Below are 25,336 nucleotides of genomic sequence, written 5' to 3' on the forward strand. Positions count from 1 at the left end.
CATGGTAAGTGGAGAGCAAGCGCCAAGACTGGCAGGTGTAAACACCCCTCTTCGCTCCCCTCAAGGGGAGAATCTCCGCTTAGTTGGCGTATTCCCTTTTCCAGCCTTCCGGTGGAGCGCCTTGTCAGGTTCAGGTGCCGAAGGCATTGCGACCGCTAGGGAGCAAAGGAAGCTGGCGCAGCGCGAGACTGGAAGGCGGGGCCTCGCGGCCGTGAGCGCACGGAGCCTAGCGATGCAACAACCCAGCTTATGAGCTAACGCAAACTGCGGCGCCACGCCAGCACAAACAGACTACGATTGCAAAAATAAGCCCAAGCAATCATCCCATTTTACAGCTCCTTTTCAGAAAACTCACTCAAAACAGAAAGTACTTATTTGATAATAGGATACCGGGTGAAAGGCTTGGAAGGATCAAAGATCTTGCGGTACGTGACATGCGTTTTGTAAATGCGGGCGCCCAGACCCCGGGTCACCAGCATCATCTTCGGGTTGAAATCACCTACCCAGTTCATCTCAATCTCACGGGCGCCATAGTCGTTCAACGGGCCCTGGGCATGCACAATCATGTAGGAATCAACGCCCTTTGACTGGAACTCAGGCACTACGCCAAAAATCACCCCAAAGACTTTCTTGTCATTGCGTTTGTTGTAGCGCCAGCGGTGATAGAGGAACTTGAGTTTGGCGGGTAAATTGAACTTGCCGTTCAGGTGCTTGAAAATCTGGTTCAGCTCGGGCAGCATGATGAAAAACGCGATGGGTTTCTCCTCAAAATACACGAAGTTGATGATCTGCTCCACCATCACGGGTTTCATGCTTTTCACCATCTTCAGGGCTTTCTCCAGCGTCATCTCATTGATACCCGAGTGCCCGGCCCAGGCTTTGTTGTAGACTTCCAGAAAGTCCTGCGCCAGTTTTTCCAGGTTGTTTTTAGAAGGATGCCCGAAACTGTACCCCGGTGTGGCGTCCAATGCCGCAGCCCGTTGGTACACCTTCTCCCCGAACCGCGCGTGCGTATCCATGTAGTAGGTGTACTGCTTGAAATACACCTGGAAACCGTAGCCCTCAAATAGTTGCTGATAGTATGGCGGATGGTAGAACATGCCGTAGTTTGGCTCCGTGAACCCCTGCACCAGCAGGCCCCACCACCGGTCACGCTCCCCGAAATTGATAGGCCCGTCCATGGCTTCCATGCCTTGTGCCGCCAACCATTTCTGGCAGGCATCAAACAGCATATTGGCGGCCGACTGGTCATTGATGCACTCAAAAAAGCCCATGCCCCCGGTCACGTACTCAGAAGCGTTCTTGGTTTTGTTGTTCACGAAGGCCGCCACCCGCCCAATGGTTTGTCCCTGGCTGTTTCGCAGAATCCACCGGATGGCAGTTCCGTTCCTGAAGTTGGGGTTTTGTTTAGGATCAAATACCTGCTCAATGTCCTTGTCCAGCGGACGGATCCAGTTGGGATGGTCTTGATAAATGGAGGAAGGAAGGTCTAAGAAGGCTTTGATGGTGGAAGCGTTGGTAACTTCAAGTAACTGCATATCCAGAAGGGGGCTAAGAAAGGCAAAAGTATGCAATTGCCCCAGAAGCACCATGCAAAGCCGTTCTCTCTTTTGTCAGCTCAGTTTTCTCTGGAAGTTCAGCCAAGCCTGGTAGAACCTGGCCAGGTGCATGGCCTCAGTGAAAGGATATTTCTGATGGTCAAATGGACTGATGAATACCTCTTCCATCACCAACCATGAGATATTGAAACCCATGAAGTAAACGGGTTTCAGGCTCCAGCGCCAACCTTGTCTCAGCAAGATGTGGGTATCTTCTTCCATAACGACTTCTTCAATCGGTGGTTATTATAAACCATTGTTTTACAAGGTGTGAAACCTCCTCAATGGCTACTTCATACAACGAAAAAAAAAGACGCTAGTTTGGTATGGCCATAGAACTTATTGAAATAAAATGATTTATGGGCAGATAAAAGCAAAAGCCTTCCTAAACAGGAAGGCTTTTGCTTTGGCTGAGCAGGAGATAGGCAAAAGAAATAGTGAAAAAGATACGCCGTTTAGCGCCTGTATTTTCACTTTTACCCTCATTTCATTTTACAGCCGCAGAACCCATATCTGAATTGCTGATGAAGGCGACTTTCTTACTATCCGGGGACCAGGAGGGAGTGTTGATGGTGCCTTGCCCACCGTATACATAGGCTATGACCTTAGGCTCTCCACCGGCTACAGGCATCAGGCGCAGGTACACATGTTTGTAGAACGGATGGTCACCGGGCTGCACTTCTTCTTTGAGGAAAGACACAAACACCAGCCACTTGCCATCGGGCGATATGTGCGGAAACCAGTCATGGAAGTCGCCTTTGGTAACGGGTTCCTGGGCTGTGCCATCGGGTTTCATGCGCCAGATCTGCATGGTGCCCGTGCGGTTGGAGTTGAAATAGATGTATTTGCCGTCAGGCGAGTACTCAGAGCCATCATCCAGGCCTTTGGCGGTGGTCAGGCGTTTCTCCGGGCCTCCGGTGGCGGGGATGGTGTAGATATCATACTCGCCGTTGCGCTCGGCGGTGAAGGTAAGCGTCTTGTTATCCGGCGACCAGCCGTGCAGGTAGGAGGGGCCTCGGGGCGTGATCTGTTTGGGGTTTCCGCCGGTGACCGGAACGGTGTAGATGATGGAGCCGCCCAGTTCCTCCACGCCGCTGCTCAGGCCCAGCATCTTGCCCCCGAAAGACAGCACATGGTCATTGTTGTTGTTTTTGACCGGGCCGGTGTTCAGGAGTTTGGGTTTGCGGGTGGCCAGGTCAAAGGTGTACATGAGGCCATCAGAGTTATAGATGAGGGTTTTGCCGTCGGGGGTCCAGTTGGGGGCCTGCAGTGATTTGGGCGAGGTGTAGATGATCTCGCGGTTGCCGGTGGCTACGTCCAGAATCTCCAGGTTGCTGCCCAGGTACTGGCGGTACTGCACCAGGTTATCCGGGGCGGGTACGGTGAGGCGTACATCCCTGAATATGCCTTTCTCCAGCACGTCTTTGTTGTGCGAGCCCACAAACAAACCCACGTACACATCCTGGCCCAGATCCAGGTTAGACACCTGCTCGGTCACAAACGGCTGCCCGAATTTAGCCACCCGCATGGTGAAGGTATTGCCTTTGCGCTCCAGTTGGATCACGTCGGCGCCGGTCAAACTTGATTTGATTTCCTGGGTGCTGTCGCCTTTGGCTTTGCGGTATTGCAGGGAGGTCAGGCCATCGCCGTGCACCACGGCGTTGATGTGGGCCGAGTTTCCGTCCAGGTCTTTGCGCACCATCCAACCTACTTTCCGGTGCGGGTCCACGCCTTTGCCCACGAACCTGGCCCGGGTGTAGAGGATGAAATCACCGGACATGCGCTTGTAGAGGTAGTGGAACTCGTCTTTGTCAAACCAGATGTTGTAGCCCGAGCCGGCGATTTCGTACTCCTGGGTTTTGGGGTTGTACGTGGCGGAGCCGGGTTTGAGCACGCTGCCAATGTCTTTGCTGCCGTCAAACACCCCAATTGGTTTCTGCTGCGAGAAGGCGGGCAGACTGATGAGGACAAGCAAAGCCGTGCAAAAGAGAAGCAAACCGCAGGAATTCTTTTTCATATTGGGCCAGGTTAGGTCAGTGATGATCTGTTTACCCAATAAGATAGGGTATTTTACTGAAAATCAAGGCGCAGCAATCGTTTTAGGGGCCTTTTCAGGAAAGAAGGCAGAAAGCCCGGACTGCTCCATGGCAGCCCGGGCTTTCTAAGGTTACTTGTTTTTAGGCGGTTTTCAGTAAACAGGCTTAAAACAGCCGATCGTTGTCAGATCACCAGGCGCACGCCGCCCAGTTCCTGCAGACCGTAAACGAAGCGGTCACCGGGCGAGCCAATGAACATGAAGTTTTTCGGGATTTTCCACTTGGAGGATAGTTCCTGAATGAGATCGGGGCCGAAGTGCCCTCTGATGACAATGAAATCAACCTCCAGCTCGGGGTAGGCCCGGTCCAGGACTTCTACCTCGTGCATCAGTTTTTTAGGCGGAGCCTCGCCTTCCCTCAGCACGTTCACAATTTTGATACGGCTGGTTTGCTCGTTCTCCACAATGTAGCGCATCACCTGGTTGATGTTGGCAATGTTATCGCCGCGGGTGAAGAAGACGAACTCCTGTGACCGGATGGTGGTGATCAGGCGCATGGTGGTGTACGAGGTGAAGGGAAGTATTTTGGCCAGCGGCTTCTCTATCTGCTGCAGCAGGTACGCAAACAAACGGAGCAGCCTGATCCGGAACAGCATGATGAACACCACCGAAACTGTAGGAATGAAATACTTGAGGAAAACCCACACGTAGGCTGGGTTTAGCAGGGCATTTCCCACCAAGGCCGCTACCACAGCCAAGATAGCGACAAAGACCACCACGCCACGCGCGCGTACCGGCCGCGGCAGGCGGTTGCGGCGCATCTTTAGCAGGATATTGCCCACCCCAAATAAGGTCATCACAGACAGGAACGAAATGGTGTACACGCCCGCCAGTGCCGCAATGTCTCCGCGGGTAATCAACAAAATGGATACGCACAGCAAAAAGAAACTGATCATGATGAGGTACGCCGAGCCTCTTTTGTTTGTGGTGAGCAGGAACTGGGGCAGGCAGCGGTCCAGTGTCATGCGGTGCACCAGGCCGGTCACGCCCACATAAGACGTGAGCACCGCCCCGCTCAACACCATGGCCGCGTTGATGGAGACCAGGATGGAGAGCCAATGGCCGCCCGAAATTTCCCCCAAATAAGCAAGCAAAGCGGTCTGATGTTCGGCTACCTGGGCCATCGGAATGATGGCGATAGCCAGGAAAGCGGTAAGGGGGTTGAAGATGGTCACTGCCAGCCACATGTTGCGCAAGGTCTTGGCGAACACGCCCGGAGCCTGCTCCTCCACAAAGTTGGCCGAGCTCTCAAAGCCGGAGATTCCCAGCATGGCCGCCGCAAACCCGTAGAAAAGGGCCCGCCAGATGCTTCCCTGCAAAGGTTGGCTGTAGTTCAGGGCCAGCGTATCAAACCCATGGTTGAACAGATAGTAGAATCCTATCAGCACCAGCAGGGTGAGCGTACACATGTGGGTAATGAAGATAATGATAGCCACTATGGAAGACTCCCCAATCCCCATAATGGTCAGGCCCATGAAAAAGGCCAGCAAGCCAATGGTGGCATAGATAATGGGAAGCCCTTCCCAGAGGTGGTGCACGTAGTGCATGGCCTCACTGGCCGAGATCACCGCAGTGGCCATGTAAGACAGCAGGGTAAGACAGGCTGCCATGGAGGCTGTGCTTTTGCTGGTAGTGTTCAGCAGTGCGTTGTAGGCTCCACCGTTGAGGGGTAGGGCACCCACCACCTCGCCATAGATGCTCCGGAACAGATACAGTACCCCACCCACCAGCAGCAGTGCAATCCAGGCGTACTGGCCCGAGTAGATGATGGCCAGCGCCGATACATACAGGCAGGAGGAGGTAATATCGTTCCCGCAGATGGCAGTGGCCGCCAACTCTTTTAGTTTGGGCGCGTGCGTGGGCGAGATTGAGTTTGTAAGGTCTTTTTTCATCCGTCTTTTTTGTAATAAGTCTGCCACGTGGCAGCTTATGAACCCTGGCTAACCGAGGCTTTTCAGCACCCCTGTAAGCTAAACAGGTAAAAGTTTGGTAAGCACATCTTCAACCCAACCCCTATACGAGGGAAGTCTGAGACGAAGATATCAAAATTGCTGAATTGTGATTCACCCCGTTTCTCTATAAAACAGACAGATCAGCGGATGCTATACGGGCGTTTAAAGGACTGGTTGAAAGTTGGGTTTTCCCGGTGCGGCAAGGCCTGTGACGAGGATGAAAGTAGGCTCAGAGCACCTTCCCTCAGAAAAGGCCTGATTCAGGAAAAACAGCCCCTAAACAGCTTTCAGGCCTTGGCCGATATAAATCTCTTTGAAGGGCTATGGTTGAATAGAAGCAATATCTTTGTTTGTCTATATTTAATGGCAAAAGAACATCAGGTTTTTGAGGGTGGCTGTCTGATTTATGTAACAACCGAATAAAATTGTATAACAGCAGTTCCGGTGATGTCTTTACTTTTGCAGGTAATAACACAGGTCTTGCACAACTCTGGTCCACAGAGCGCGTTAAGGCAGTAAACAGTTGAACATCAAGCCACATGAAGGCAATGCACAGATTTATTCACCTCAGCTTGGTAGTAGCCCTTTTGATGGGCTCCTTCGGCTTCCGTGTGGATCCTATGCGTTGCGCTGGCAAGAAAGATGGTGTAGCGCTAAGCCTCTCCATGGACTCTGGTTGCTGCTGCAGCAAAAAGGCCAAGGAAAAGCAAGCCCCTTGCAATGACGCCACCTGCGTGATGCAGCGGAGCGTAGCCTCTACAAGTACCTTCAGCGTCTCTGCCCAGCAAGTGGTAAAGGCCGTAGCCAAGCCGGTAAGCTACCCAGGCTTTTCCCAGGCTATTTGGCCGGTGCTGTTGGAGACCCTTCCGCGGGTAACCCTGCCGCCGCCTGTCTCGGGCCGAGAAATCGGTATCCTGCACCAAAGTTTCCTTATCTAGTTTTCCTCTCTTTTCTCAGAAGCGGCCGCTATTCTGTTGTTTTTGGCTGCCTTCTGTTCTGTAAAATCAGTTCTGTTTTGATGACCTGTGCGGGTGGCTTTAAGTCATAGCTGCGGGTATCTGACGCTATTTTCTTCCAGAGCGGCTGGGGCTTAAGCCAGGGCTTGCCTGCTTGCCTAACCTGATTTTACAGCATTCACGCTTTCATTTTCCTGTCCTTCTTTTCTCAGGCTCTAGCGTTGCTATGGCCGGAGCGTGTCTTTCAACAGCCTTGCCGGAACAACTGTTTCCGGGAGGTAGACTGGTAGTTTTCCTTTTATCCAAACCATATCTATTTATGAGATCTCTCAAAATCAACATCGCGGTGGCCTTCTTCGGCCTGACTCTCTTCACTGCCTGCAACGGTTCTAGCTCAGAACAGAAAGCCGCCGAAGGAACTACCACCACCACAGAAGCCCAGGTAGCGGGCGTGAGTTACACCTGCCCCATGCACCCCGAGGTGGTGAGTCAGGAGAAAGGCAAATGCCCTAAGTGCGGCATGTTCCTGGAAGAAGTAAAACCCGGCCAGAAGCTTGACTCTGCCGCCGCTGCCCAGCAGCACCACGAAGGCGATCAACACTAAGTCTTAATGTCCTGCCTCAGGCGCCAGTGGCTTCCCAAGCTCCAGGCCGGCCCGGTTGTTTTGAGCCTGTTTCCATCAAAACAGGCTCAGAACGCCCTAGGGCTTGGGCAACGGGAGCCGTGGCGCCGGCAGGATAATTCCATCATTCTATGATAGGCAACTTAATTTCTTTCTCGCTCCGGAACCGGGTGATTGTGCTGCTCATCGCGGCCGGTCTGTTCGGGTGGGGCGTATATTCGGTGACCACCAGCAAGGTAGACGCCATCCCGGATCTATCGGAGAACCAGGTGATCGTGTTTACCGAGTGGATGGGCCGCAGTCCGCAGATTATTGAAGACCAGGTGACTTACCCGCTGGTGACCAACCTGCAGGGCATGCCGCAGGTGAAATATGTGCGGGGCGTCTCCATGTTCGGGATGAGTTTCATCTACATCATCTTCCAGGACCAGACCGATATCTACTGGGCCCGAGAACGGGTCTTGGAGCGCCTCAACTACGCCAACCGCCTGCTCCCCGAGGGCGCCATCCCCACCCTGGGACCGGACGGGACAGGCGTGGGCCACATCCTCTGGTACACGCTGGACGCCTCGGGAATGGATCTGGGCGAGCAGCGCGCCGTACAGGACTGGTACGTGAAATTTGCGCTGCAGAACGTGCCGGGCGTGAGCGAGATCGCCTCATTTGGGGGCTTTCAGAAACAGTACCAGATTACCCTTGATCCCAATAAACTCACTTATTTCAATTTGTCGGTGCCTCAGGTCATGGCGGCGGTAAGGGCCAACAACAACGAGAGCGGCGGCCGCAAGTTTGAGATGAGCGACATCGGGTACATCATCAAAACCACCGGTTATCTTAAGTCAACCGAGGAAATAGAGAACATCCCTATCGCCACGCAGAACACCATCCCGGTGAGCGTGCGCGACATTGCCACTGTGCAGATGACGGGCGAGAGCCGCCTGGGCATCTTTGACCTCAACGGCGAGGGCGAAGCGGTGGGCGGCATCGTGGTCATGCGCTACGGTGAGAACGCCGACGAGGTCATCCGGAATGTGAAAGCCAAAATGGAGGAGGTGTCTACGGGCCTGCCCAAAGGCGTGAAGTTCAACATTGTCTATGACCGCAGCGGGCTGATCAATGAATCGGTGGACTCCATCAAAACCACGCTCATAGAGGAGATGCTGGTAGCCTCGGCCATTGTGTTTCTGTTCCTCTTCCACTGGCGCAGTGCCCTCATCATCATCATCCAGTTGCCTTTATCCGTGGCCATCGGGTTCATCCTGTTGAATGTCTTTGATATCACCTCCAACATCATGTCGCTCACGGGTATTGCCCTCTCTATTGGGGTGATTGTGGATGACGCCATTGTGATGGTGGAGAACGCTTACCGGCATCTAGCCGATGCCCAACAAACCGAAGAAAATGGATAAGCAAACGCGACTGACCATCATAGAGAAAGCCTCCAGGCAGGTGGGCCCCAGCGTGTTTTGGAGCACCATCATCATAATCACCTCCTTTTTGCCGGTGTTTTTGCTCACGGGGCAGGAAGGGAGACTGTTCAGTCCGCTGGCCTGGACCAAGACCTTCATTCTCATTGTGGATGCCTTTGTGGCCATCACCGTGACGCCCGTGCTGCTGTCGCTGCTGCTCAAAGGCAAGTTCAAACCCGAGAGCGCCAATCCCATCAACCGTGGGCTGGAGCGGGTGTACGCCCCCATTCTGCGCTGGTGCCTCAAATGGCGAAAAACCACCATCGGGGTGAACCTGCTGGCGCTGCTGGTGAGTATTCCCATGCTCATGAGCCTGGGCTCTGAGTTCATGCCGCCGCTGGACGAGAGCTCCATCCTGTTCATGCCCGTCACCCTGCCCGATATCTCCAACGCCGAGGCCAAACGCATTCTGCAGGTGCAGGACAAAATCATCAAGTCGGTGCCCGAGGTGGAGCAGGTGTTGGGCAAAGCCGGCCGGGCCAGCACCGCCACGGATAACTCGCCTATCAGTATGATTGAGACCATTATCCAGCTCAAACCGCAGTCCCAGTGGCGCGAGGGTATGACCAAAGCCCAGATCATCGCGGAACTGGACCAAAAACTGCAGATCCCGGGTGTGATCAACGGCTGGACACAACCCATCATCAACCGCATCAACATGCTGGCCACCGGCATCCGGACGGATGTAGGCGTGAAGGTCTACGGACAAAACTTGGATTCCATTGCCGCGGTTTCCGAGAAAGTGCGCAATGCCCTGCAAAAGGTGGAGGGCGTGAAGGACCTGTACATTGAGCCGGTGACCGGCGGCCGGTACCTGGAGATCCAGACCCGGCGCGAGGAACTGGGGCGCTACGGCCTGTCGGTGGATGATGTGAACAGCATTGTGGAGTCGGCGCTAGGAGGCATGACCATTGGCAACACCATTGAGGGCCGCCAACGCTTCTCCATTAACCTGCGCCTGGCCCAGGAGTACCGCAACAGCCTGGACCGCATCCGCCGCATCCCTATCCAATCCGGGACAGCGGGAACCGTGCCGCTTTCGGCCGTGGCCGATGTCCGGTTTGTGGATGGGCCGCCCATGATCGCCTCGGAGAACGCGCAGCTGCGCGGAGCCGTGTTGTTCAACGTGCGGGACCGCGATCTGGGCAGCACCGTGCAGGAAGCCATCAACACCATCAATCAGCAGGTGACGGGCATGCCCAATGGTTACCACCTGGAGTGGAGCGGGCAGTGGGAAAACCAGCTCAGGGCGAACCAGACCTTGAAGATCATTATCCCGCTGGTGCTCCTCATCATCTTCCTGATTCTGTACTTCTCCTTCAAATCCTTCAAGGAGGCCTTGCTCAACCTAATCACCATTCCTTTTGCCTTGGTGGGCGGCGTGTTCATTGTGTACTTCTACGGCATCAACCTGTCCGTAGCCGTGGCGGTGGGCTTTATTGCCTTGTTCGGGATGGCGGTGGAGACGGGCATGCTGATGGTGGTGTACCTGAACGAAGCCATGAACGAGCTGGTTGCTCTCAAAGGCAACTCCAGCCAGACGATCAGCAAGCAGGATATCCGGGAATATGTGTTCCAGGGGGCGGCCAAGCGGTTGCGCCCCAAAATCATGACTGTTTCTGTCTCGCTGTTCGGGTTGATTCCCATTCTGTGGGCTACCGGCGTGGGCACCGATGTGATGCTGCCCATTGTGCTACCCTTGATTGGCGGGGTGTTCTCCTCGTCCATCCACATCCTGCTGGTGACCCCCGTGGTGTTTGAAATGACCAAAGAGTACGAGCTGAAGAAACACGGCAAACTAGAAATCTACGATGTTAAGCATTAATTATAAGAACTACCTTTTAGCCGGCCTGTTGCTGCTGCCAGCGCTCAGTTCCAGGGCCCAGGAGGTGTATACCCTGGAAACCGTTATCCATACCGTGCACCTCAACAACCTCATGTTGCAGGAGCATGATCTGCGAACCCAGGCGATAAAAGAATCCGCCAAAGGTGCCCGAAGCTGGATGGCGCCCATGGTGGGTGCAGGGGTGTTCATGGTGCCGTACCCGGGCCAGACGGTGATGGAAGACCGCGATAAAGGCATGCTGATGACCGCCATTGAACAGGACATTCCCAATCCGGCGAAGCTGAAGGCCAAGGAAAAGTACCTGCAATCCAGGGCCTCCATAGAAGAAGAACAGCACCAGGTGATGATGAACCAGTTCAGGGCGCAGGCCAAGACCGCCTATTACCAGTGGGTGGTGCTGGAGAAGAAAAAGTCGGTGCTGCGCGAAAGCCAGCGCATCATGCAGTTCATGCTCAAGCTGAGCAAGGTCCGCTACCCTTATAACCAAAGCTCGCTGGGCAGTATCTACAAAGCCGAAGGCCGCCTGGGCGAAGTGGAAAACATGCTCACCATGACCGACAGCGAGATCATCCTAAAGAACATCCAGCTGAACATGCTTATGAATCTGCCCGCCGAAACCCGTTTCAGGATAGACACTACCGTGCAGACTCCGGAGTTGCTGCCCTTACCGGATACCGCAGCTTTGAGCACCGCCCGCAGCGATGTGCGCCAGATAGACCGCACCATTGAGTCCATGCAACTCAACCTACGGCTGGAGAACATGGAACGCAAGCCGGAGTTTGGGGTACGTTTTGAGAACATGATGCCCCGCGACAAGATGATGCCCCAAGTGTACACGCTTATGGGTATGGTCTCCATTCCCATCGCGCCCTGGTCTTCAAAAATGTACAAGTCCAATCTCAAGGCCATGAACCTGGAGATACAAGGCATGCAGAAGGGCCGCGAAAACCTGTTGAACGAGGCCCGCAACATGGTGGCCAGCATGGGGCTGGAGCTGCAGGCCAAACGCACCCAGGTGCAGAACTACGAGAAGAAGATTATTCCGGCGCTGCGGCGCAACTATGAAACCACGCTCCTGAGCTACGAGCAGAACACAAGCCAGCTGCCCCTGGTCATTGACGCCTGGGAAGCCCTGAACATGGCCCAAATGGAATACCTCAACAACCTGGAACAGCTTTACCTGATTGGTGTGAACTATGAGAAAGAACTGGAGAAATAAGCTGATAGGGTTGCTCATCCTGCTGTTGCCGTTCTTTTTCTCGGCCTGCAAAGACAAGCACGGCGCGGGAACCGAAGCAGCCGTCCACGCCATGGAATACACCTGCCCCATGCACCCGCAGATTGTGCAGGACAAACCCGGTTCCTGCCCCATCTGCGGCATGGACCTGGTGGCCAAACAACCCGCAGATGCGCCAGCCACCGTCGTGCCAACCGACCTGAACTACCTGCTGCAACCCGCGAATCAGACGGTGATTTCTTCCATCCAAACCACGCACCCGGTGCAGGAGCAGGTGGAGAATGAGATCACCATGAACGGCGTGGTGACCTATAACACGCGGCGCCAGTACATCATCCCGGTGCGTTTTGGGGGAAGAATTGAAAAACTGTACGTTAAATTCAACTACCAACCGGTGCGCAAAGGCCAACGGCTCTACGATATCTACAGCCCCGAACTGGTGACCGCCCAGAAAGAACTCCTTTACCTGTTGCAGAATGACCCCGGCAACTCGGCGCTTATCTCGGGGTCGCGGCAAAAGCTGCGGCTCTTAGGCGTCACCGAAGCGCAGATCAAGCAACTGGCCAGAACGGGCAGAGAGTCTTATACTTTCCCGGTGTTCAGTCCTTACACGGGCTACGTGCTTGACCCTGCTGTTAACGCAGCGCCAACCGTGGCTCCTTCTGCTGCCGCGTCTGCGGGTGGAGGAGATGGGATGAGCGGCATGGGGGGCGGTGCGGCTCCCGCAGGAGGGGCAGCGCCCGGCGCAAGCACCCCTTCGGCACCAGGGCAGGGTGGAGGCTTCGCCATTCGGGAGGGGATGTACGTGACCACTGGGCAGGCGCTGCTCAAAGTGGTAGATGCCTCGCAGGTGTGGGCGCAGTTCAACGTGGCTAGCAATTTGGTGAATCAGCTCAGAAAGGGAACGCCGGTGACCATCACTTTCAACCAACTGCCGGGGAAAACGCTGCAGTCTACCGTGAACCTGGTGGAGCCGGTTTTCGAGGCGAATGAGAACTTTGCCCGGGTGCGGGCTTCCTTACCGGCGCAGGGGAATTCCGCTTTGATCGGACAGGTCATCACCGGAAAAACCAGCTACAGCACTGGTTCGGCCTTGTGGGTGCCCAAAGAAGCCGTGCTGGACATCGGTACCCAGTCTGTGGCTTTCCTCAAAGTCAATGGGGTGTTTAAACCGGTTTCCGTGCAGGTGGGCCAGCGCGCCGACGGACGGGTGGAAGTTGTACAAGGGCTGACCGCGCAGGATGTGATTGCCGCTAACGCGCAGTTCCTGGTAGACAGTGAAAGCTTTATCAGGGTGGAGGAGAATAACCAATGAGAACTTTAAAGAACCTATTCTTCGTGTTGCTGGCCGTCTTTGTGGTGGGCTGTACCGGAAAAGACGAGCACCAGCACGCCGAGGCGGGCACCACCTACACCTGCCCCATGCACCCCCAGATAGTGGAAGACGAGCCCGGCTCCTGTCCGGTCTGCGGCATGGATCTGGTTCCGGTCCAAAAACAGAAAACCGAGGCCAAAACGGCCAGCTCCTATACCTGTCCCATGCACCCGCAGATTGTAGAGGACAAGCCGGGTTCATGCCCCATCTGCGGGATGGACTTAGTTCCGGTGCAAAATCAGAAAAACGGCCCTAAAACGGAAAGCATCATGCTCAGCGATAACCAAATTCAACTGGGCAACATAACCACACGCCCGGCCCGGATGGGGCAAGTGGGCAGCAATACGGTGCTTACGGGAAGATTGGTGGTGGACCAGACCCAGGCCGATCTGATCAGCAGCCGGGCGGCGGGTCGCATTGAAAGGCTGTACGTGAAGGAAACGGGCCAGCCCATCCGCAAAGGGCAACCGCTCTATGACCTATATAGCGAGACGTTGCTCACGCTGGAGCAGGAATACCTGCTGGCACTGGACCAGGTGAAGGCTTTCCCCGGCGAGCAACAGTTTGCTTCCATTCTGAATGCTGCCAAAAGAAAACTGCAGCTATCGGGTCTTACCAACGCGCAAATCAACCGCATTGGCCGTACCCGCCGGTTTGACACCCGCATCACGTTTGTGGCGCCCACCTCGGGCACCGTGACGGAGATCTCCGCCGCCGAGGGAATGTACGTGGCTGAAGGAAGTCCGCTGTACCGGCTGAGCCGCTTCGGGAGTATCTGGGCCGAGGCGGAGCTGTACGCGCAGGAAGCAAACCAACTGAAGGTAGGCACGCAGGTGGAAGTCACCGTGCCCGGAGCCACTTCTCCCATCAAAACCAGAATATCTTTCATCAACCCTGAGTTCCGGCAGAACAGCCAGGTAGTGGTGGCACGGGTTGCTTTACCCAATCCGCAGGGAAGATTGATTCCGGGAACCCAGGCCACTATCACGTTGCCGGCGGCTGCAAACCAGGCCCTGACCTTGCCGCTGGATGCGGTGATCCGGGACTCCAAAGGGGCGCACGTTTGGGTGCAGAGGGGCAAGAATACGTTTGCCTCCAGAATGGTGACCCTGGGCAAGGAAAGTGCGAACCAAGTGGCCATTAACAGCGGCCTTACCGAGAAAGACACCGTGGTGGTGACGGGCGCCTACCTGCTCTACAGTGAATATGTGCTGAAGAAAGGCTCAGACCCCATGGCCGGGCACAACCACTAACCACGCAAAAGCAAAGTCGTTTTAGGGCTTGTTTTCAGAAAACAGCCATAAAAATGATGGACGCTGCGGCTAATCTGTCTCTTGTCGTAAATTGCCGGTATGGTAAGAAGCAGGCATTACTATATCCGGAAGTTCCACCGCTATTTTGGGGTTATTCTGGGCATTCAGTTCCTTTTCTGGACCTTGGGCGGCTTGTACTTTAGCTGGAATGACATAGACAAGGTGCACGGCGATCACCTCCGGAAAGAGAAAAGGTATCTGCCCGCCGCCCTGAACCTGGTTTCCCCGCAAATACCCCTGAGGGAACTACAGGCCACTACCGCTGTGGATTCTATCAACTCCATTCAGTTGGTGGAGGTGTTGGGTTTGCCCACATACCAGATTCGCTACTTCTCCAAGGAAGATACTACCCAAAATGCCCAGCAAGGTGACGCGCACGGCGGCGGACACGCAGGCGCCAGCAGCAAGGTGCAACTGGCCAATGCCACAACAGGCCAATTAATGGCGCCACTCAACAAGGAGACTGCGGTGCAGGTTGCCCTAAATAACGTAGTGGCACCAGCCCAGGTGGAGAAAGTAGAGTACCTCACCGAGGTGGGTGGCCACCATGAATACCGCGAGAAGCCTCTGCCCGCCTGGGCTGTTACTTTCAGCGAACCCAATTGCACGGTGTATGTCTCTGCGGAGCTGGGCACTTTCCAGGCCATCCGGCACAACCAGTGGCGCATGTTTGACTTCCTCTGGATGCTGCACACCATGGATTTCCAAACCCGCGATAACATAGGGAATTTGCTTTTAAAGGCTTTTTCGTTTTTCGGGCTGATAACGGTCCTGTCTGGGTTTGTGCTTTACTTCGTCTCGTCTTCTGCCATGCGGAAAGTGAAAAAGAAGGCTGGCAGCCACCGGGTGTAAACCGCTTTTCAGCTATAGCAGGTATTGGTTTTTGTTACAAGAGTGGGACTTAGCATTACAGTTCCGCCAGCACATCTCGGTAGCCCCGCCCGATAGGGATGGAGACGCCATTCACCTCCACCTCCTCCATGGTATAAGAGTCTATCTTGTTTTTAGACACAATGAACGAGCGGTGAATCCTTTTGAAAAGATGAGCCGGCAGTAGAGACTCAATCTCATGCGTGCTCATCTTGGAAAGGTATTCTCCTTTGGTAGTGACCAGTTTGATGTATTCCTTCTGGCTTTCTATGTACAGGATATCACAGAACAGGATTTTCACCTTCTTCTTCTGCACATTCAGGAACAGATAATCTTTGGCTTCCTGGGGAAGGGCAGGAGTGCCCGGTTTATCTTTATGGGCGGTTTTTACTTTATTAACCGCTACCAGAAACCGCTCAAACTCAATGGGCTTTAAGAGGTAATCGGTGACGTTCAGGTTGAAACCCTCCACGGCGTATTGGTGGTAGGCGGTGGTGATAATGACCTCAGGCGGATTCGCGAGCGTTTTCAGGAAAGCCATTCCTTTCAGTTTAGGCAGGTGGATGTCCAGAAAGATGAGGTCCACGGCGTGGTCACGCAGGTAGTCCGTGGCCAGGATTGCGTCTTTGAAGGTTCCCTGCAGGTCCAGGAACGGCACCTGCGACACGTAATCGGCGAGGACCTTCACGGCCAGGGGCTCGTCTTCCACTATGATGCACTTGATGTTAGACATGGCTGGCGAGGTTTATTTTCAAAGTTGCCGTAAACACATAGTCACCGGGTTGCACAGAAAGGCTGTAATCTGTGTAAAGCAGTTCCAGTTGCCGCCTGAGGTTAGAAAGCCCGATGTTCTCTTTCACCGGCCTTTCCTCTGACGATGCCTCCGTAGAGTTCTTTACGATAAACACCAACTGCCGCTTGTTCACGGATAAATGGATGTCCACGAAGGGCTGATCTCGGGTCTCGGACACGCCGTGTTTGAACGCATTCTCCACCAGCGGCATGAGCAATAATGGCGGTAAGGCCTGCTTCATGTCTTCCACGTCATAGTTGAAATTGACCCGCAAAGTCTCATCATAGCGCAGCTGCTCCAGGGCGAGGTAGTCGCTGATGATTTTCAATTCCTGTTCTATGGCTACAAAAGAGCCGCCGGCCTCATAGAGCATAAACCGCAGGATCTTAGAAAGCCGCAGGATGGACTCCGGAGCCAAATCAGACTTATCGCGGGCCAGGGAATAGATGTTGTTCAGGGTGTTGAAGAGAAAGTGCGGATTTGTCTGCGACTTGAGGTAGTTCAGCTCTGCCTCCTGCTTTTCAATGCGGAGTTGCTGGGCAGCATGCTTCAGTTGGATAAAGTCATAAATGTGCCTGATCACCCCGAAGAAGAAGATAGACATTACGCTGAACCCCATCTGCTCCGTGGCCCCTGCCTCCGCCGAGGGAAAGGTCTTCAACGCAGTGTAAACCCCCAGCTGGATGCCTATGAACCGCCAGGCATACAAGCCCCAGGAGTACAGCATGACGTGGGCCACAAAGAGAAACAGCGAGCTGAAGATCCTTTTCCAGCTTACCCGGGCCAGGGTAAACTCAAACAGCACGTAGTTGAGCACCACCACATAACTCACCCGCCAAATGTTATTCAGCGCCCTTTGCCCAAAGGAATCGGGGTTCTTGGCCAGATCAGAAAACAGCCAGAGCAACAGAAAGACCAGCCCTATGCCCGCATAGAGTGTCACCCGCTTTCTATCCAGTGTTTTCTTCATGCTGCTAATTATGGGATTTATTTCGGTAAATCTGAATCCGTTCTTATGGCTGTCTATAGAAGGTGGTTTGCCGCGCACAGACAACCGGTCAAGGTCAATGGGCTGTGTTCCGAACGCTTCTCCTTATTTAGAAATACGCTCTTTTGTTTTGGGGCTGTTTTCTGCTAATCGGCTTAAAAACGTTGTTTGTTGACCAAAGCGTGCTGTCTGTTGACGGCCGCTTTTGCCTTCAGTTTTATTGTATATCCTTGTGTCATCATCCCCGGGAGCTCCAGCTGATCATCAGGAATCCGTTTCAATATATAAGTTTCTATATGTAAAAACGGAGTCAAACTGCGCAAACTTTTTAGCCCAACTCATTTAGTCTAACCATTATGCACCTCACAAATCCTCAAAGAAAATTTAGGCTCCTATTTTTTACCCTGTTCTTCGCCAATGGGGTGTTCTTTCCGTGTTTCTCCCAGTCTCCAGGTTATGAGGCAGCCAACTGGAATACCTGGTTGGTGGATAGGGAGCAGCAAATAACCGTACTTCCGCCCCCTTCTTCAGCGGTGTTAAAAGCTGAACTGCGCACCGTTAAACAGCGCGTGGCTAAACTTGACGAGACCAAAATGAAGACGATCAAATACTGGGATGCGGGCGCCCCGGCCTACCGCTGGAACCAGTTGGTGCCCGAGTTAACCGCCCAGAAGTTTGAGGTAGCGTTAAGGATGCCCTCAGCGTGGATGAACATGGCCATCTATGACGCCACGGTGCTGGCCTGGCGCGAGAAAGCCAAATACCAAAGGAAACGTCCCCACCAGGTAGACCCTTCGCTGAAGCCTGCCATCAATGCACCACAAACTTTTTCTTACCCCTGTGAGCACACGGTAACGGCCGCCGCGGCCGCCCACGTGCTGGCCTATTTCTTCCCTGCCAAAGCCGATTCCATTCTGCAGCTGGGGCGGGCCGCGGCCCAGTCGCGCATAGATGCGGGCGTGCAGTTCCCCAGCGATGTGGAAGCCGGCTGGAAACTGGGCGAAGAGGTAGCCAAGCAGGTTATAGAAAAGGCGAAGCAGGACGGCTCGGCCACGGTTTGGAAGGGTGAAATGAACAAAGACCCTAAGAAGTGGACCGGCAAGTACCCGGTGGGCATCAACCTGGTTTCCTATGTGCCCCTGGTGCTGAAGTCGGCTAGCCAGTTCAGGCCACCCGCTCCCCCAGACTTCGCCGCCGACATGAAGGAGATGAAAGAATTCAAGCAGACGTTCAAATCTGCCGCCACCGCCTACTTCTGGGCTAACAGCGGAGACCTCTGGACCGATCTGGCCGGCAAGAAAATGTTTGAGTACCGCCTGCAGGATGACGCCCCCGCAGCAGCCCGCATTTACTGTGTGTTGAGTACCGGCTACCATGACGCAGCCATCGCCATTATGGATGCCAAGTACGCCTACTGGGGCGTCAGGCCCAACCAGTATGACTCCACCTACAAGCCCCTGATCTCCACGCCGCCCTTCCCTGGTTATCCATCGGGCCACGCCGCCGCGGCCTCCACGTCATGCGGGATCCTGTCTTACTTCTTCCCCGCCGATGCAGAACATTTTCGGAAACTAGCCAAAGACTGCGCCGATTCAAGGTTCTACGCCGGCATCCACTTCCGGTCAGACAATGAGGTAGGCCTGGCCATGGGCCGAGAACTGGGCAGATACGTGGTGGAAACCCTGATGCAAAAGCAAGGGTCAGTGAGCCTGAAGAGTTGGAAAGGGAAATGAGCTGCCGCAACTCAGTTTGAGGGCAAAAGCCATAAAATAGCCATAAAACAAAAAAGCACTTACCAGGCGAACCTGATAAGTGCTTTTTACTTAAGTGGGACGTGCTGGATTCGAACCAGCGACCCTCTGCTTGTAAGGCAGATGCTCTGAACCAGCTGAGCTAACATCCCAAACTTGTGGTGTTGAAGACCGTGTGTCCTCAAGGGTAATCTTTCCATAAAAAAACCTCTCTAGAAGGAGAGGTTTTCCTTAGTGGGACGTGCTGGATTCGAACCAGCGACCCTCTGCTTGTAAGGCAGATGCTCTGAACCAGCTGAGCTAACATCCCTTATCGGTAGAAGACCTGTTGTCTCCGTTTGATGATGCAAATATGGCAGGTAGAATTTTAATCACCAAATGCTGGCCCAAAAAAGTAGATAAAAATTTATGCGACAGGTGGGCGCCTGAGACGGAAAGCGGAGGTAAAATATTCATTTGCAGGAAGCTACTCACTCTTTAAAGAGAATGATAAGACGGAGAAAAAGTCTGTTCATGTCTGCGGTAGTTGGGTAAAGGCTGGCAAAACCTGACTAGAGTCGAACTTAGTGGCACAGGTTTTCAGGCCTGGAGCAAGCCATGACCTCCGCCTAGTGAACTGATTTTACCTTTGGGCCGAAAAGAGGAGTGAACCGTTTTTGTCGTATTTTCCCGAAAACAAGCTGAAAACGAACGCACCTGCCTTCATGAAAAAGTATTTCCGCCCGTGGCTCCCGTTGGTATTTCTGGGCCTCTTCGCCTGCCAGAGCAATACCGGTACCACTACTTCTAAAAGCACATCGGGGAACGCGAAAGTCTACTACCCGGAGAAAGGCGATGCTTGGGAAAAGCGTACCCCTGAGCAGATAGGCATGGACCCCGAGTTGCTGGCGCAGGCGGTGCTGTACGCCCAGACCCAGGAAACTAAGTGGCCGCGTGATTTCTCCAACCAGGAAGAAGTTTTCGGGAAACTGCTGGGGCCTATCCCTTCTAGCCGGGCGGGCACGAACGGCATCATTCTGCGGCACGGCTACATTGTGGCCGAGTGGGGCGAAACCAAAAGCGTGGACCCAACCTACAGCATCGCGAAGAGTTTTCTGTCAACCATCCTGGGCATCACGGTGGACAAGGGCATGATCAAGGACATTCACGATCCGGTGGGCCAATACATTAAAGACGGGGGCTACGACTCTGAGCACAACCGCAAGATTACCTGGCAGCACCACGCCCAACAGACGAGCGAGTGGGAGGGAGAGCTCTTCGGGAAGACGCACACCTTTGTAGGCAAAGAGGAATTTGGCAGCGGCGAGCGTAAACCCCGCGAGTTGAAGGAGCCCGGCACCTTCTATGAGTACAACGATGTGCGCATTAACCGGATGTCTCTGTCTTTGCTGCGGCTCTGGAAAAAGCCCCTGCCGCAGGTGCTCAAGGAGAAAGTCATGGATCCTATTGGCGCCTCTGAGACCTGGCAGTACCTGCCGTACCGGAACTCTGTGGTGGACGTGGACGGCAAACAGCTGCCCAGCGTGAGCGGCGGCACGCGTTGGGGCGGCGGCCTCTGGATCAACACCCGCGACGAAGCCCGCTTCGGGTACCTGTTCCTGCGGCAGGGCAAATGGAAAAACAAACAGATCGTGTCTAAAGAATGGGTGAAGGAAGCCACCACCCCCGGTCCGCACGGGCCAGATTACGGTTACCTCTGGTGGCTGAACACCCAGAAAAAACAATGGCCCAACGCACCGGCCACCAGTTTTGCGGCTTTGGGCGCCGGTTCCAACACCATCTGGGTAGACCCGGAGCATGACCTGGTGGTGGTCTGGCGCTGGCACGGCACCAACGGCGATGAGTTCTTCAAGCGCATCATAGCGGCGGTAAAGCAGTAGAAAAGAGATAGTACCAGGTTGGTGTTTAGGGGCTGTTTTAGAGAAAACATCCCTTAAACGCCAACTCGTTTTTAGCCTTGTCGTTTGTGTTATTCTACACCAACGCAAAAAAACTATGGCTGAACAACCCACCACGCTTCTCAAGGAGTACTCAGATCAGGAAAAAGGCGCCTATCTGGGTGCGCTGGCCACCATTGCCTCGGCAGACGGGCATGTGTCAGAAGAAGAACTAGCCTTTCTGCAGTTGCTGGGCGAGGCCGCGGAGTTGCCCGAAAACCTGCAGCAGGAAGTAGTCTCCATCGCCAAGAACCCCTCGCAGATAAGCCTGCAACGCTGCCTGGATGTACTCAAAGGCAGTCCGCTGCGCTTTTCTTTCATTACTGACATCATCAGTTTCGCGAAATCTGACGGGGAATACACCGCCGATGAGCAGCAGCGCATTGCCGAGATAGGCAAATACCTGGGCATTGACCAGAAGCAGTTCAGTATCCTGGACCAGTTTGTGGACAAGGCCAACCAGGCACAACAGCAAGGCGAAGACCCTACCTCGCAATCTTTCATGAGTAAAAGCGGCTTCGGGGATATGTTCAAGAACTCGGGCATTTCCCCAGGCATGGTGACCGGCATGTTGGGTATCCTGGCTCCCATGGTCATCAGCGGCATGATGAACCGCCGCCGCCATGGCTACGGTGGTGGCATGATGGGAGGCGGTATGGGCATGGGCGGAGGCCTGGGAGGCTTGCTTGGTGGTCTGTTAGGTGGCGGTATGATGGGCGGCGGCATGTACGGCGGTGGCCGGATGGGCGGCCTGGGCTCTATGGCCTCTATCCTGGGTGGCCTGGGCGGCCGAAGAGGTTACGGCAGCGGCATGGGCAGCGGCGGCTTAGGCGGTCTGCTGGGTGGTATCCTAGGCGGAGGCCGCAGAGGCACCGGCTGGTAAGCTGATTTCCAGATAAAAGCAGAACCCCTGTTTCAGTGTCAATTTTTGGAAATCGGCACTGAAACAAGGGTTCTTTATTTCGCCATTGGTGGTGATAATAACAAAGTCGTGAAGCAAAGTGGCAATGCGTACGACGTTACAGTGTAACGTCGCTACAGGATTAAAATGTAGCCTCGTTACACTGTAACGAGGTGGTGCTACAGGGCTAGGACAACCACAAGGGTGCCCCTACATTAAACCATCCTCACATCTTCAAATTTCCCAATCCCCAAATCTCCTACGCTTCCTGCTTCATGTACACCGTTTGCGTTGGGAAAGCGAACTCCGCGCCGTGTTTTTCCACGATCTCCACAATCTGGTAGTTGATTTCCTCTTTCACGTCTATGTACTGGTCGTAGTCCAGGGTGTCAATGAAGTAGAGCACCATGATGTCTTTGGAGTGCGGACCCAGGTTGAAGAAGCGCACGCGGCCATCCTGGTTTGTGCGCGGATAAGCGTCAATGAGGTGCTGGATATCGGCCACAATGGCTTTGAGTTGCTCTGAGGTGGTGCTGTAGGTAAGCGTGAGGTCAAATTTCACCCGCCGGAAGGTGCGCAGCGTAAGGTTGTCCAGGGGCTTGTCAATCATGCTTTTGTTGGGCAGCGTCACGTAGCTTTTCTCCAGCGTTCTAATGCGGGTACTTCTAAAGCCGATCTTCTCAATGGTGCCGGTAATCTCGCCTACCTGCACTAGGTCGCCTACCACAAAGGGGTGATCCAGGAAAATGGTAAAGGAGGCCAACAGGTTCTCCAGGCTTTCCTTGGCGGCAAACGCGATGGCCAGACCACCCACCCCCAGACCGGCCACCAAGCCCGCCACGTTCACCTTGAACACCGTGCCCAGGATCACGAAGAACCCGATAATGACGATGATCACCTTGGAAAAATCCACGAAGAACGGCACCAGTTGGTCGTCCAGCTTGGAGAGTGTGCGGGCTGCACGTTTAGAGAACATCATCCCGATGAAATCTACCAGCCGCAGGATCACCCATGTAAGCGAGCAGATAAGGAAAATGCTGTAAATGCGTTGTAGAATACGCTTGAGGCCCAGTTCCTCTTTGCCTGGCAAACCCAGTTCCGGCGGATAGTTGAGCCGGTCAAAGGCGATGTAAAGAAACACCAGGAACGCTAGCACCTCCAGCGGGGTCACCAGCAGGCGCTTGAACTCTTCTTTGGTCACATCCTGGTTGATGCGCTTGATGATGCCGCGGAAGAGAATGGTGGAAAGCAGCCGCGAGACTACGGTTTTGAATAGGAAGCCAGACAGCATAATGCCCACAAAAATGAGGTACTGCTGCACGGTGTTGCCCAGGAAAACGAACTTAAGGATATCTGAAACTTGCTCTTGCATCTATAAAAGTTAAAGCGGCCTGCAACCAAAACACGGGTGCAAGGGTCATCTTGTAAATGAACCAGCAAATCTATGAAACGAAAAATCTTATTCCAGATTTTTGCCCTGGGCCTGTTTCTCAATGCGGTGGCCTGCCAGATGCCATCTGAGGCCGCGGAAGAGGGCGGTGGCATTTCCACGGGGCAATGGCTAGTTTACAGCGAGCTGCAATGCAACAATAACCCTTGGGGTTACTGCAACAACAACCCAGACGTAAAGGTCTGCGTGAAAAAGTACGTGCAGGACCAGGGATTAACGGTGCTGGAGGTGGGCATGACACCGGCCCCTGCCGACCTGATCACCTGTGCCGCCTGTTCATGCCCTACCGGCCGCACCTTCAAAGTAAGGGTGGCGGAGCAGGACGTAGCTAAACTGCTGGCCGCCGGCTTCAAGAAGCAGTAAGAAAAAAAGCTTGGGCACAATCCTCTTCTGAAAGGATTGTCATGCTATGATTTAAATGCCAAACACCCCAGCCGTTTTTAACCCGATTTTGTGAAATCAAAGGTAAAACGGCTAGGGTGTTTGTTTATGATTCTAAGCCAGGCAGCAGATGCGCTGGTTGGCCTGTTCAGGTCTTTACAGCAACTGGCTCAAAGCGATTTCAAAGCAGGTCTTCGCGATCTCGGTTTTCTTTGGATTGCGCTCATGGGCTTTCTCCAGCGCCTGCCGGATGGTGCGGGAGATATCGGTGAAGATGGCTTCATCGGTAATTTCCACGTCCTGCTCCATGAGGTAGGCAAAGACGCGTGCCATGCCGCAGTTCGCCACGAAGTCCGGGATGACGGACACCTGCTGGTCAGCGAACTCGCCCGTAGCCCCGAAGAAAATCTCCGGGTCTTTGAATGGTACGTTGGCCCCGCTGGAAATCACCTCCAGGCCGTGCTGCTTCATGCGTTCAATCTGCTCAGTAGACACTAGCCGGGATGCCGCCGCCGGAATAAAAATATCGGCCTCCAGATCCCAAATGCGGTTGTTCGTTTCTTCGAAGGAGAGAAGGTTATCGGCCGTTAAAGTGTTGCCCACCCGGTTCTGGAACAAAGCGTTGATCTCGTCAAAAGAAAAGCCTTCTCCTTTGATGAGTCCGCCCACGCGGTCTATGATGCCCACAATTTTAGCACCTTCTGCCGCCAGGTAGTAAGCGGCTGCCGCGCCCACGTTCCCCCAACCCTGGATGATGGCGCGCTTGCCTTGCAGTTCGCCGCCCCATAGTTCATAATAATGCGCTACCGCCTTGGCCACGCCGTATCCCGTGATCATATCAGCTACGGTGTATTTGCGGGAAAGGGAAGGGGAGTAGTGGGCATCTTCCAGCACCTTGCTCACACCTTGGCGCAACTGGCCCAGTTTGTTTATCTTCTGCGGCTCGGTGGCCTTAAAGTGTCCGTTCACAATGCCTTCCTGCGGATGCCACAGGCCGTATTCCTCCGTGATGGGAATCACCTCATGGATCTCGTCTACGTTCAGGTCACCGCCGGTGCCGTAGTAGTTCTTCAGCAACGGGTACACCGCCCGGTACCAACGCTCCAGCACACCCTGCTTTCTGGGGTCTGCCGGGTCAAAGTTGATCCCCGATTTTGCGCCGCCAATAGTTGGACCGGAAACCGTGAATTTCACCTCCATGGTTTTAGCCAGCGACTCCACCTCGCGCTTGTCCAGGCCCTTGCGCATACGCGTCCCTCCGCCGGCTGCCCCGCCTCTTAAAGAGTTGATGACCACCCAGCCCTCGGCTTCGGTCTCAGCATCTTTCCACTCAAAAACGATTTCAGGGCGCTTGTTCTCAAATTTGGCGAGGAGGTCTTTCATAAAGGTTTGGGGTTGCGTTCTCCCGCAAAGGTACGGCATAACGCTTGTTAGCCTAATGGGAATTTTAAGTTTTGCTGACGCTATATAGGGGAACTTGGGTTGAAGGTTGCTTTGTGCAATTGTAGTACGCTTGTGCTGGCGTGGTACTGCAGTTTGCGTGAGTGCATGAGCTTTATTGTTTCATCGTTTCCCTCCGTGCGCTCACGGCCGCGAGGCCCCGCCTTCCGGTCTCGCGCTGCGCCAGCTTCCTTTGCTCCTTTCAGTCGCAATGCCTTACGGCACCGGAACCTGACAAGGCGCTCCACCGAAAGGCTGGAAAAGGGAATACACTGTTAGGAACGCCTCAGACCTCACAGGATTTGAAAACCTGTGAGGTCTCCTATATTGTGAGGTCTTCTATATTTAGCATGGTTCAAGTC

General features: G+C 54.2%; 20 protein-coding genes and 2 tRNA genes. 12 read left to right on the forward strand and 10 right to left on the reverse strand.

Annotated elements, in window-relative coordinates; all coding sequences use genetic code 11:
• Window positions 1–371 precede the first annotated feature (371 nt).
• The 4 genes from J3P34_RS17605 to J3P34_RS17620 all read right to left on the reverse strand — a co-directional run bounded on the left by J3P34_RS17605 (window position 372) and on the right by J3P34_RS17620 (window position 5,585).
• Complete coding sequence (locus J3P34_RS17605) at window positions 372–1,538, reverse strand: hypothetical protein (RefSeq protein ID WP_210489923.1); 1,167 nt, start codon at window positions 1,536–1,538, stop codon at window positions 372–374.
• Window positions 1,539–1,613: 75 nt separating this feature from the next.
• A complete protein-coding gene (locus tag J3P34_RS17610) occupies window positions 1,614–1,820 on the reverse strand; it encodes a hypothetical protein (protein ID WP_210462803.1) in 207 nt (68 codons plus the stop codon).
• A gap of 265 nt (window positions 1,821–2,085) precedes the next feature.
• Window positions 2,086–3,615: a PD40 domain-containing protein gene (locus J3P34_RS17615; RefSeq protein WP_210489924.1), complete on the reverse strand. Its 1,530-nt coding sequence runs from the start codon at window positions 3,613–3,615 to the stop codon at window positions 2,086–2,088.
• Between the two features lie 203 nt (window positions 3,616–3,818).
• Window positions 3,819–5,585 (reverse strand): APC family permease, encoded by a 1,767-nt coding sequence (locus J3P34_RS17620; RefSeq protein WP_210462807.1) that lies wholly within the window; start codon window positions 5,583–5,585, stop codon window positions 3,819–3,821.
• Between the two features lie 608 nt (window positions 5,586–6,193).
• On the opposite strand from J3P34_RS17620, the gene J3P34_RS17625 reads away from it, so the two are divergent.
• The 8 genes from J3P34_RS17625 to J3P34_RS17660 all read left to right on the forward strand — a co-directional run bounded on the left by J3P34_RS17625 (window position 6,194) and on the right by J3P34_RS17660 (window position 15,315).
• On the forward strand, window positions 6,194–6,583 hold the full coding sequence (locus J3P34_RS17625) for an HYC_CC_PP family protein (RefSeq protein ID WP_210489925.1): 390 nt from the start codon (window positions 6,194–6,196) through the stop codon (window positions 6,581–6,583).
• Window positions 6,584–6,920: 337 nt separating this feature from the next.
• A complete protein-coding gene (locus tag J3P34_RS17630) occupies window positions 6,921–7,205 on the forward strand; it encodes a heavy metal-binding domain-containing protein (protein ID WP_210489926.1) in 285 nt (94 codons plus the stop codon).
• Between the two features lie 149 nt (window positions 7,206–7,354).
• Window positions 7,355–8,632, forward strand: coding sequence for an efflux RND transporter permease subunit (locus J3P34_RS22270; RefSeq protein WP_210489927.1), 1,278 nt, complete (start codon window positions 7,355–7,357; stop codon window positions 8,630–8,632).
• Entirely contained in the window at window positions 8,625–10,517 is a 1,893-nt protein-coding gene (locus J3P34_RS22275) for an efflux RND transporter permease subunit (protein WP_210489928.1), read from the forward strand. The genes J3P34_RS22270 and J3P34_RS22275 overlap by 8 nt, the downstream gene beginning before the upstream one ends.
• Window positions 10,504–11,757 (forward strand): TolC family protein, encoded by a 1,254-nt coding sequence (locus tag J3P34_RS17645; protein WP_210489929.1) that lies wholly within the window; start codon window positions 10,504–10,506, stop codon window positions 11,755–11,757. The genes J3P34_RS22275 and J3P34_RS17645 overlap by 14 nt, the downstream gene beginning before the upstream one ends.
• A complete protein-coding gene (locus tag J3P34_RS17650; protein WP_210489930.1) occupies window positions 11,735–13,090 on the forward strand; it encodes a heavy metal-binding domain-containing protein in 1,356 nt (451 codons plus the stop codon). The genes J3P34_RS17645 and J3P34_RS17650 overlap by 23 nt, the downstream gene beginning before the upstream one ends.
• A complete protein-coding gene (locus J3P34_RS17655) occupies window positions 13,087–14,403 on the forward strand; it encodes an efflux RND transporter periplasmic adaptor subunit (RefSeq protein WP_210489931.1) in 1,317 nt (438 codons plus the stop codon). The genes J3P34_RS17650 and J3P34_RS17655 overlap by 4 nt, the downstream gene beginning before the upstream one ends.
• Before the next feature lie 99 nt (window positions 14,404–14,502).
• Entirely contained in the window at window positions 14,503–15,315 is an 813-nt protein-coding gene (locus tag J3P34_RS17660) for a hypothetical protein (RefSeq protein WP_210489932.1), read from the forward strand.
• A 55-nt stretch (window positions 15,316–15,370) separates the two neighbouring features.
• On the opposite strand, the gene J3P34_RS17665 is transcribed toward J3P34_RS17660, so the two are convergent.
• Entirely contained in the window at window positions 15,371–16,066 is a 696-nt protein-coding gene (locus tag J3P34_RS17665) for a LytR/AlgR family response regulator transcription factor (RefSeq protein WP_210489933.1), read from the reverse strand.
• Complete coding sequence (locus J3P34_RS17670; protein ID WP_210489934.1) at window positions 16,059–17,096, reverse strand: sensor histidine kinase; 1,038 nt, start codon at window positions 17,094–17,096, stop codon at window positions 16,059–16,061. Before J3P34_RS17670 ends, J3P34_RS17665 begins: the two co-directional genes overlap by 8 nt.
• Before the next feature lie 587 nt (window positions 17,097–17,683).
• On the opposite strand from J3P34_RS17670, the gene J3P34_RS17675 reads away from it, so the two are divergent.
• Complete coding sequence (locus tag J3P34_RS17675) at window positions 17,684–18,847, forward strand: vanadium-dependent haloperoxidase (RefSeq protein WP_210489936.1); 1,164 nt, start codon at window positions 17,684–17,686, stop codon at window positions 18,845–18,847.
• 95 nt (window positions 18,848–18,942) lie between these two features.
• Here J3P34_RS17675 and J3P34_RS17680 read toward each other — a convergent pair.
• Both J3P34_RS17680 and J3P34_RS17685 read right to left on the reverse strand, forming a co-directional pair.
• A tRNA-Val gene (locus J3P34_RS17680) sits at window positions 18,943–19,017 on the reverse strand.
• Between the two features lie 83 nt (window positions 19,018–19,100).
• Window positions 19,101–19,175: transfer RNA gene (locus tag J3P34_RS17685), tRNA-Val, on the reverse strand.
• A gap of 394 nt (window positions 19,176–19,569) precedes the next feature.
• On the opposite strand from J3P34_RS17685, the gene J3P34_RS17690 reads away from it, so the two are divergent.
• Entirely contained in the window at window positions 19,570–20,745 is a 1,176-nt protein-coding gene (locus J3P34_RS17690) for a serine hydrolase domain-containing protein (RefSeq protein WP_210489937.1), read from the forward strand.
• 115 nt (window positions 20,746–20,860) lie between these two features.
• Window positions 20,861–21,685 (forward strand): tellurite resistance TerB family protein, encoded by an 825-nt coding sequence (locus J3P34_RS17695; RefSeq protein WP_210489938.1) that lies wholly within the window; start codon window positions 20,861–20,863, stop codon window positions 21,683–21,685.
• Between the two features lie 277 nt (window positions 21,686–21,962).
• On the opposite strand, the gene J3P34_RS17700 is transcribed toward J3P34_RS17695, so the two are convergent.
• Complete coding sequence (locus tag J3P34_RS17700) at window positions 21,963–23,075, reverse strand: mechanosensitive ion channel family protein (protein WP_210489940.1); 1,113 nt, start codon at window positions 23,073–23,075, stop codon at window positions 21,963–21,965.
• Window positions 23,076–23,147: 72 nt separating this feature from the next.
• Here J3P34_RS17700 and J3P34_RS17705 point away from each other — a divergent pair, with 72 nt between their 5' ends.
• On the forward strand, window positions 23,148–23,516 hold the full coding sequence (locus J3P34_RS17705) for a hypothetical protein (protein WP_210489941.1): 369 nt from the start codon (window positions 23,148–23,150) through the stop codon (window positions 23,514–23,516).
• A 174-nt stretch (window positions 23,517–23,690) separates the two neighbouring features.
• On the opposite strand, the gene J3P34_RS17710 is transcribed toward J3P34_RS17705, so the two are convergent.
• On the reverse strand, window positions 23,691–24,917 hold the full coding sequence (locus J3P34_RS17710; protein ID WP_210489942.1) for a Glu/Leu/Phe/Val dehydrogenase dimerization domain-containing protein: 1,227 nt from the start codon (window positions 24,915–24,917) through the stop codon (window positions 23,691–23,693).
• Between the last annotated feature and the right edge of the window lie 419 nt (window positions 24,918–25,336).

It is taken from the genome of Rufibacter aurantiacus (genome assembly GCF_017916345.1).
GTDB classification, from domain to species: domain Bacteria; phylum Bacteroidota; class Bacteroidia; order Cytophagales; family Hymenobacteraceae; genus Nibribacter; species Nibribacter roseolus.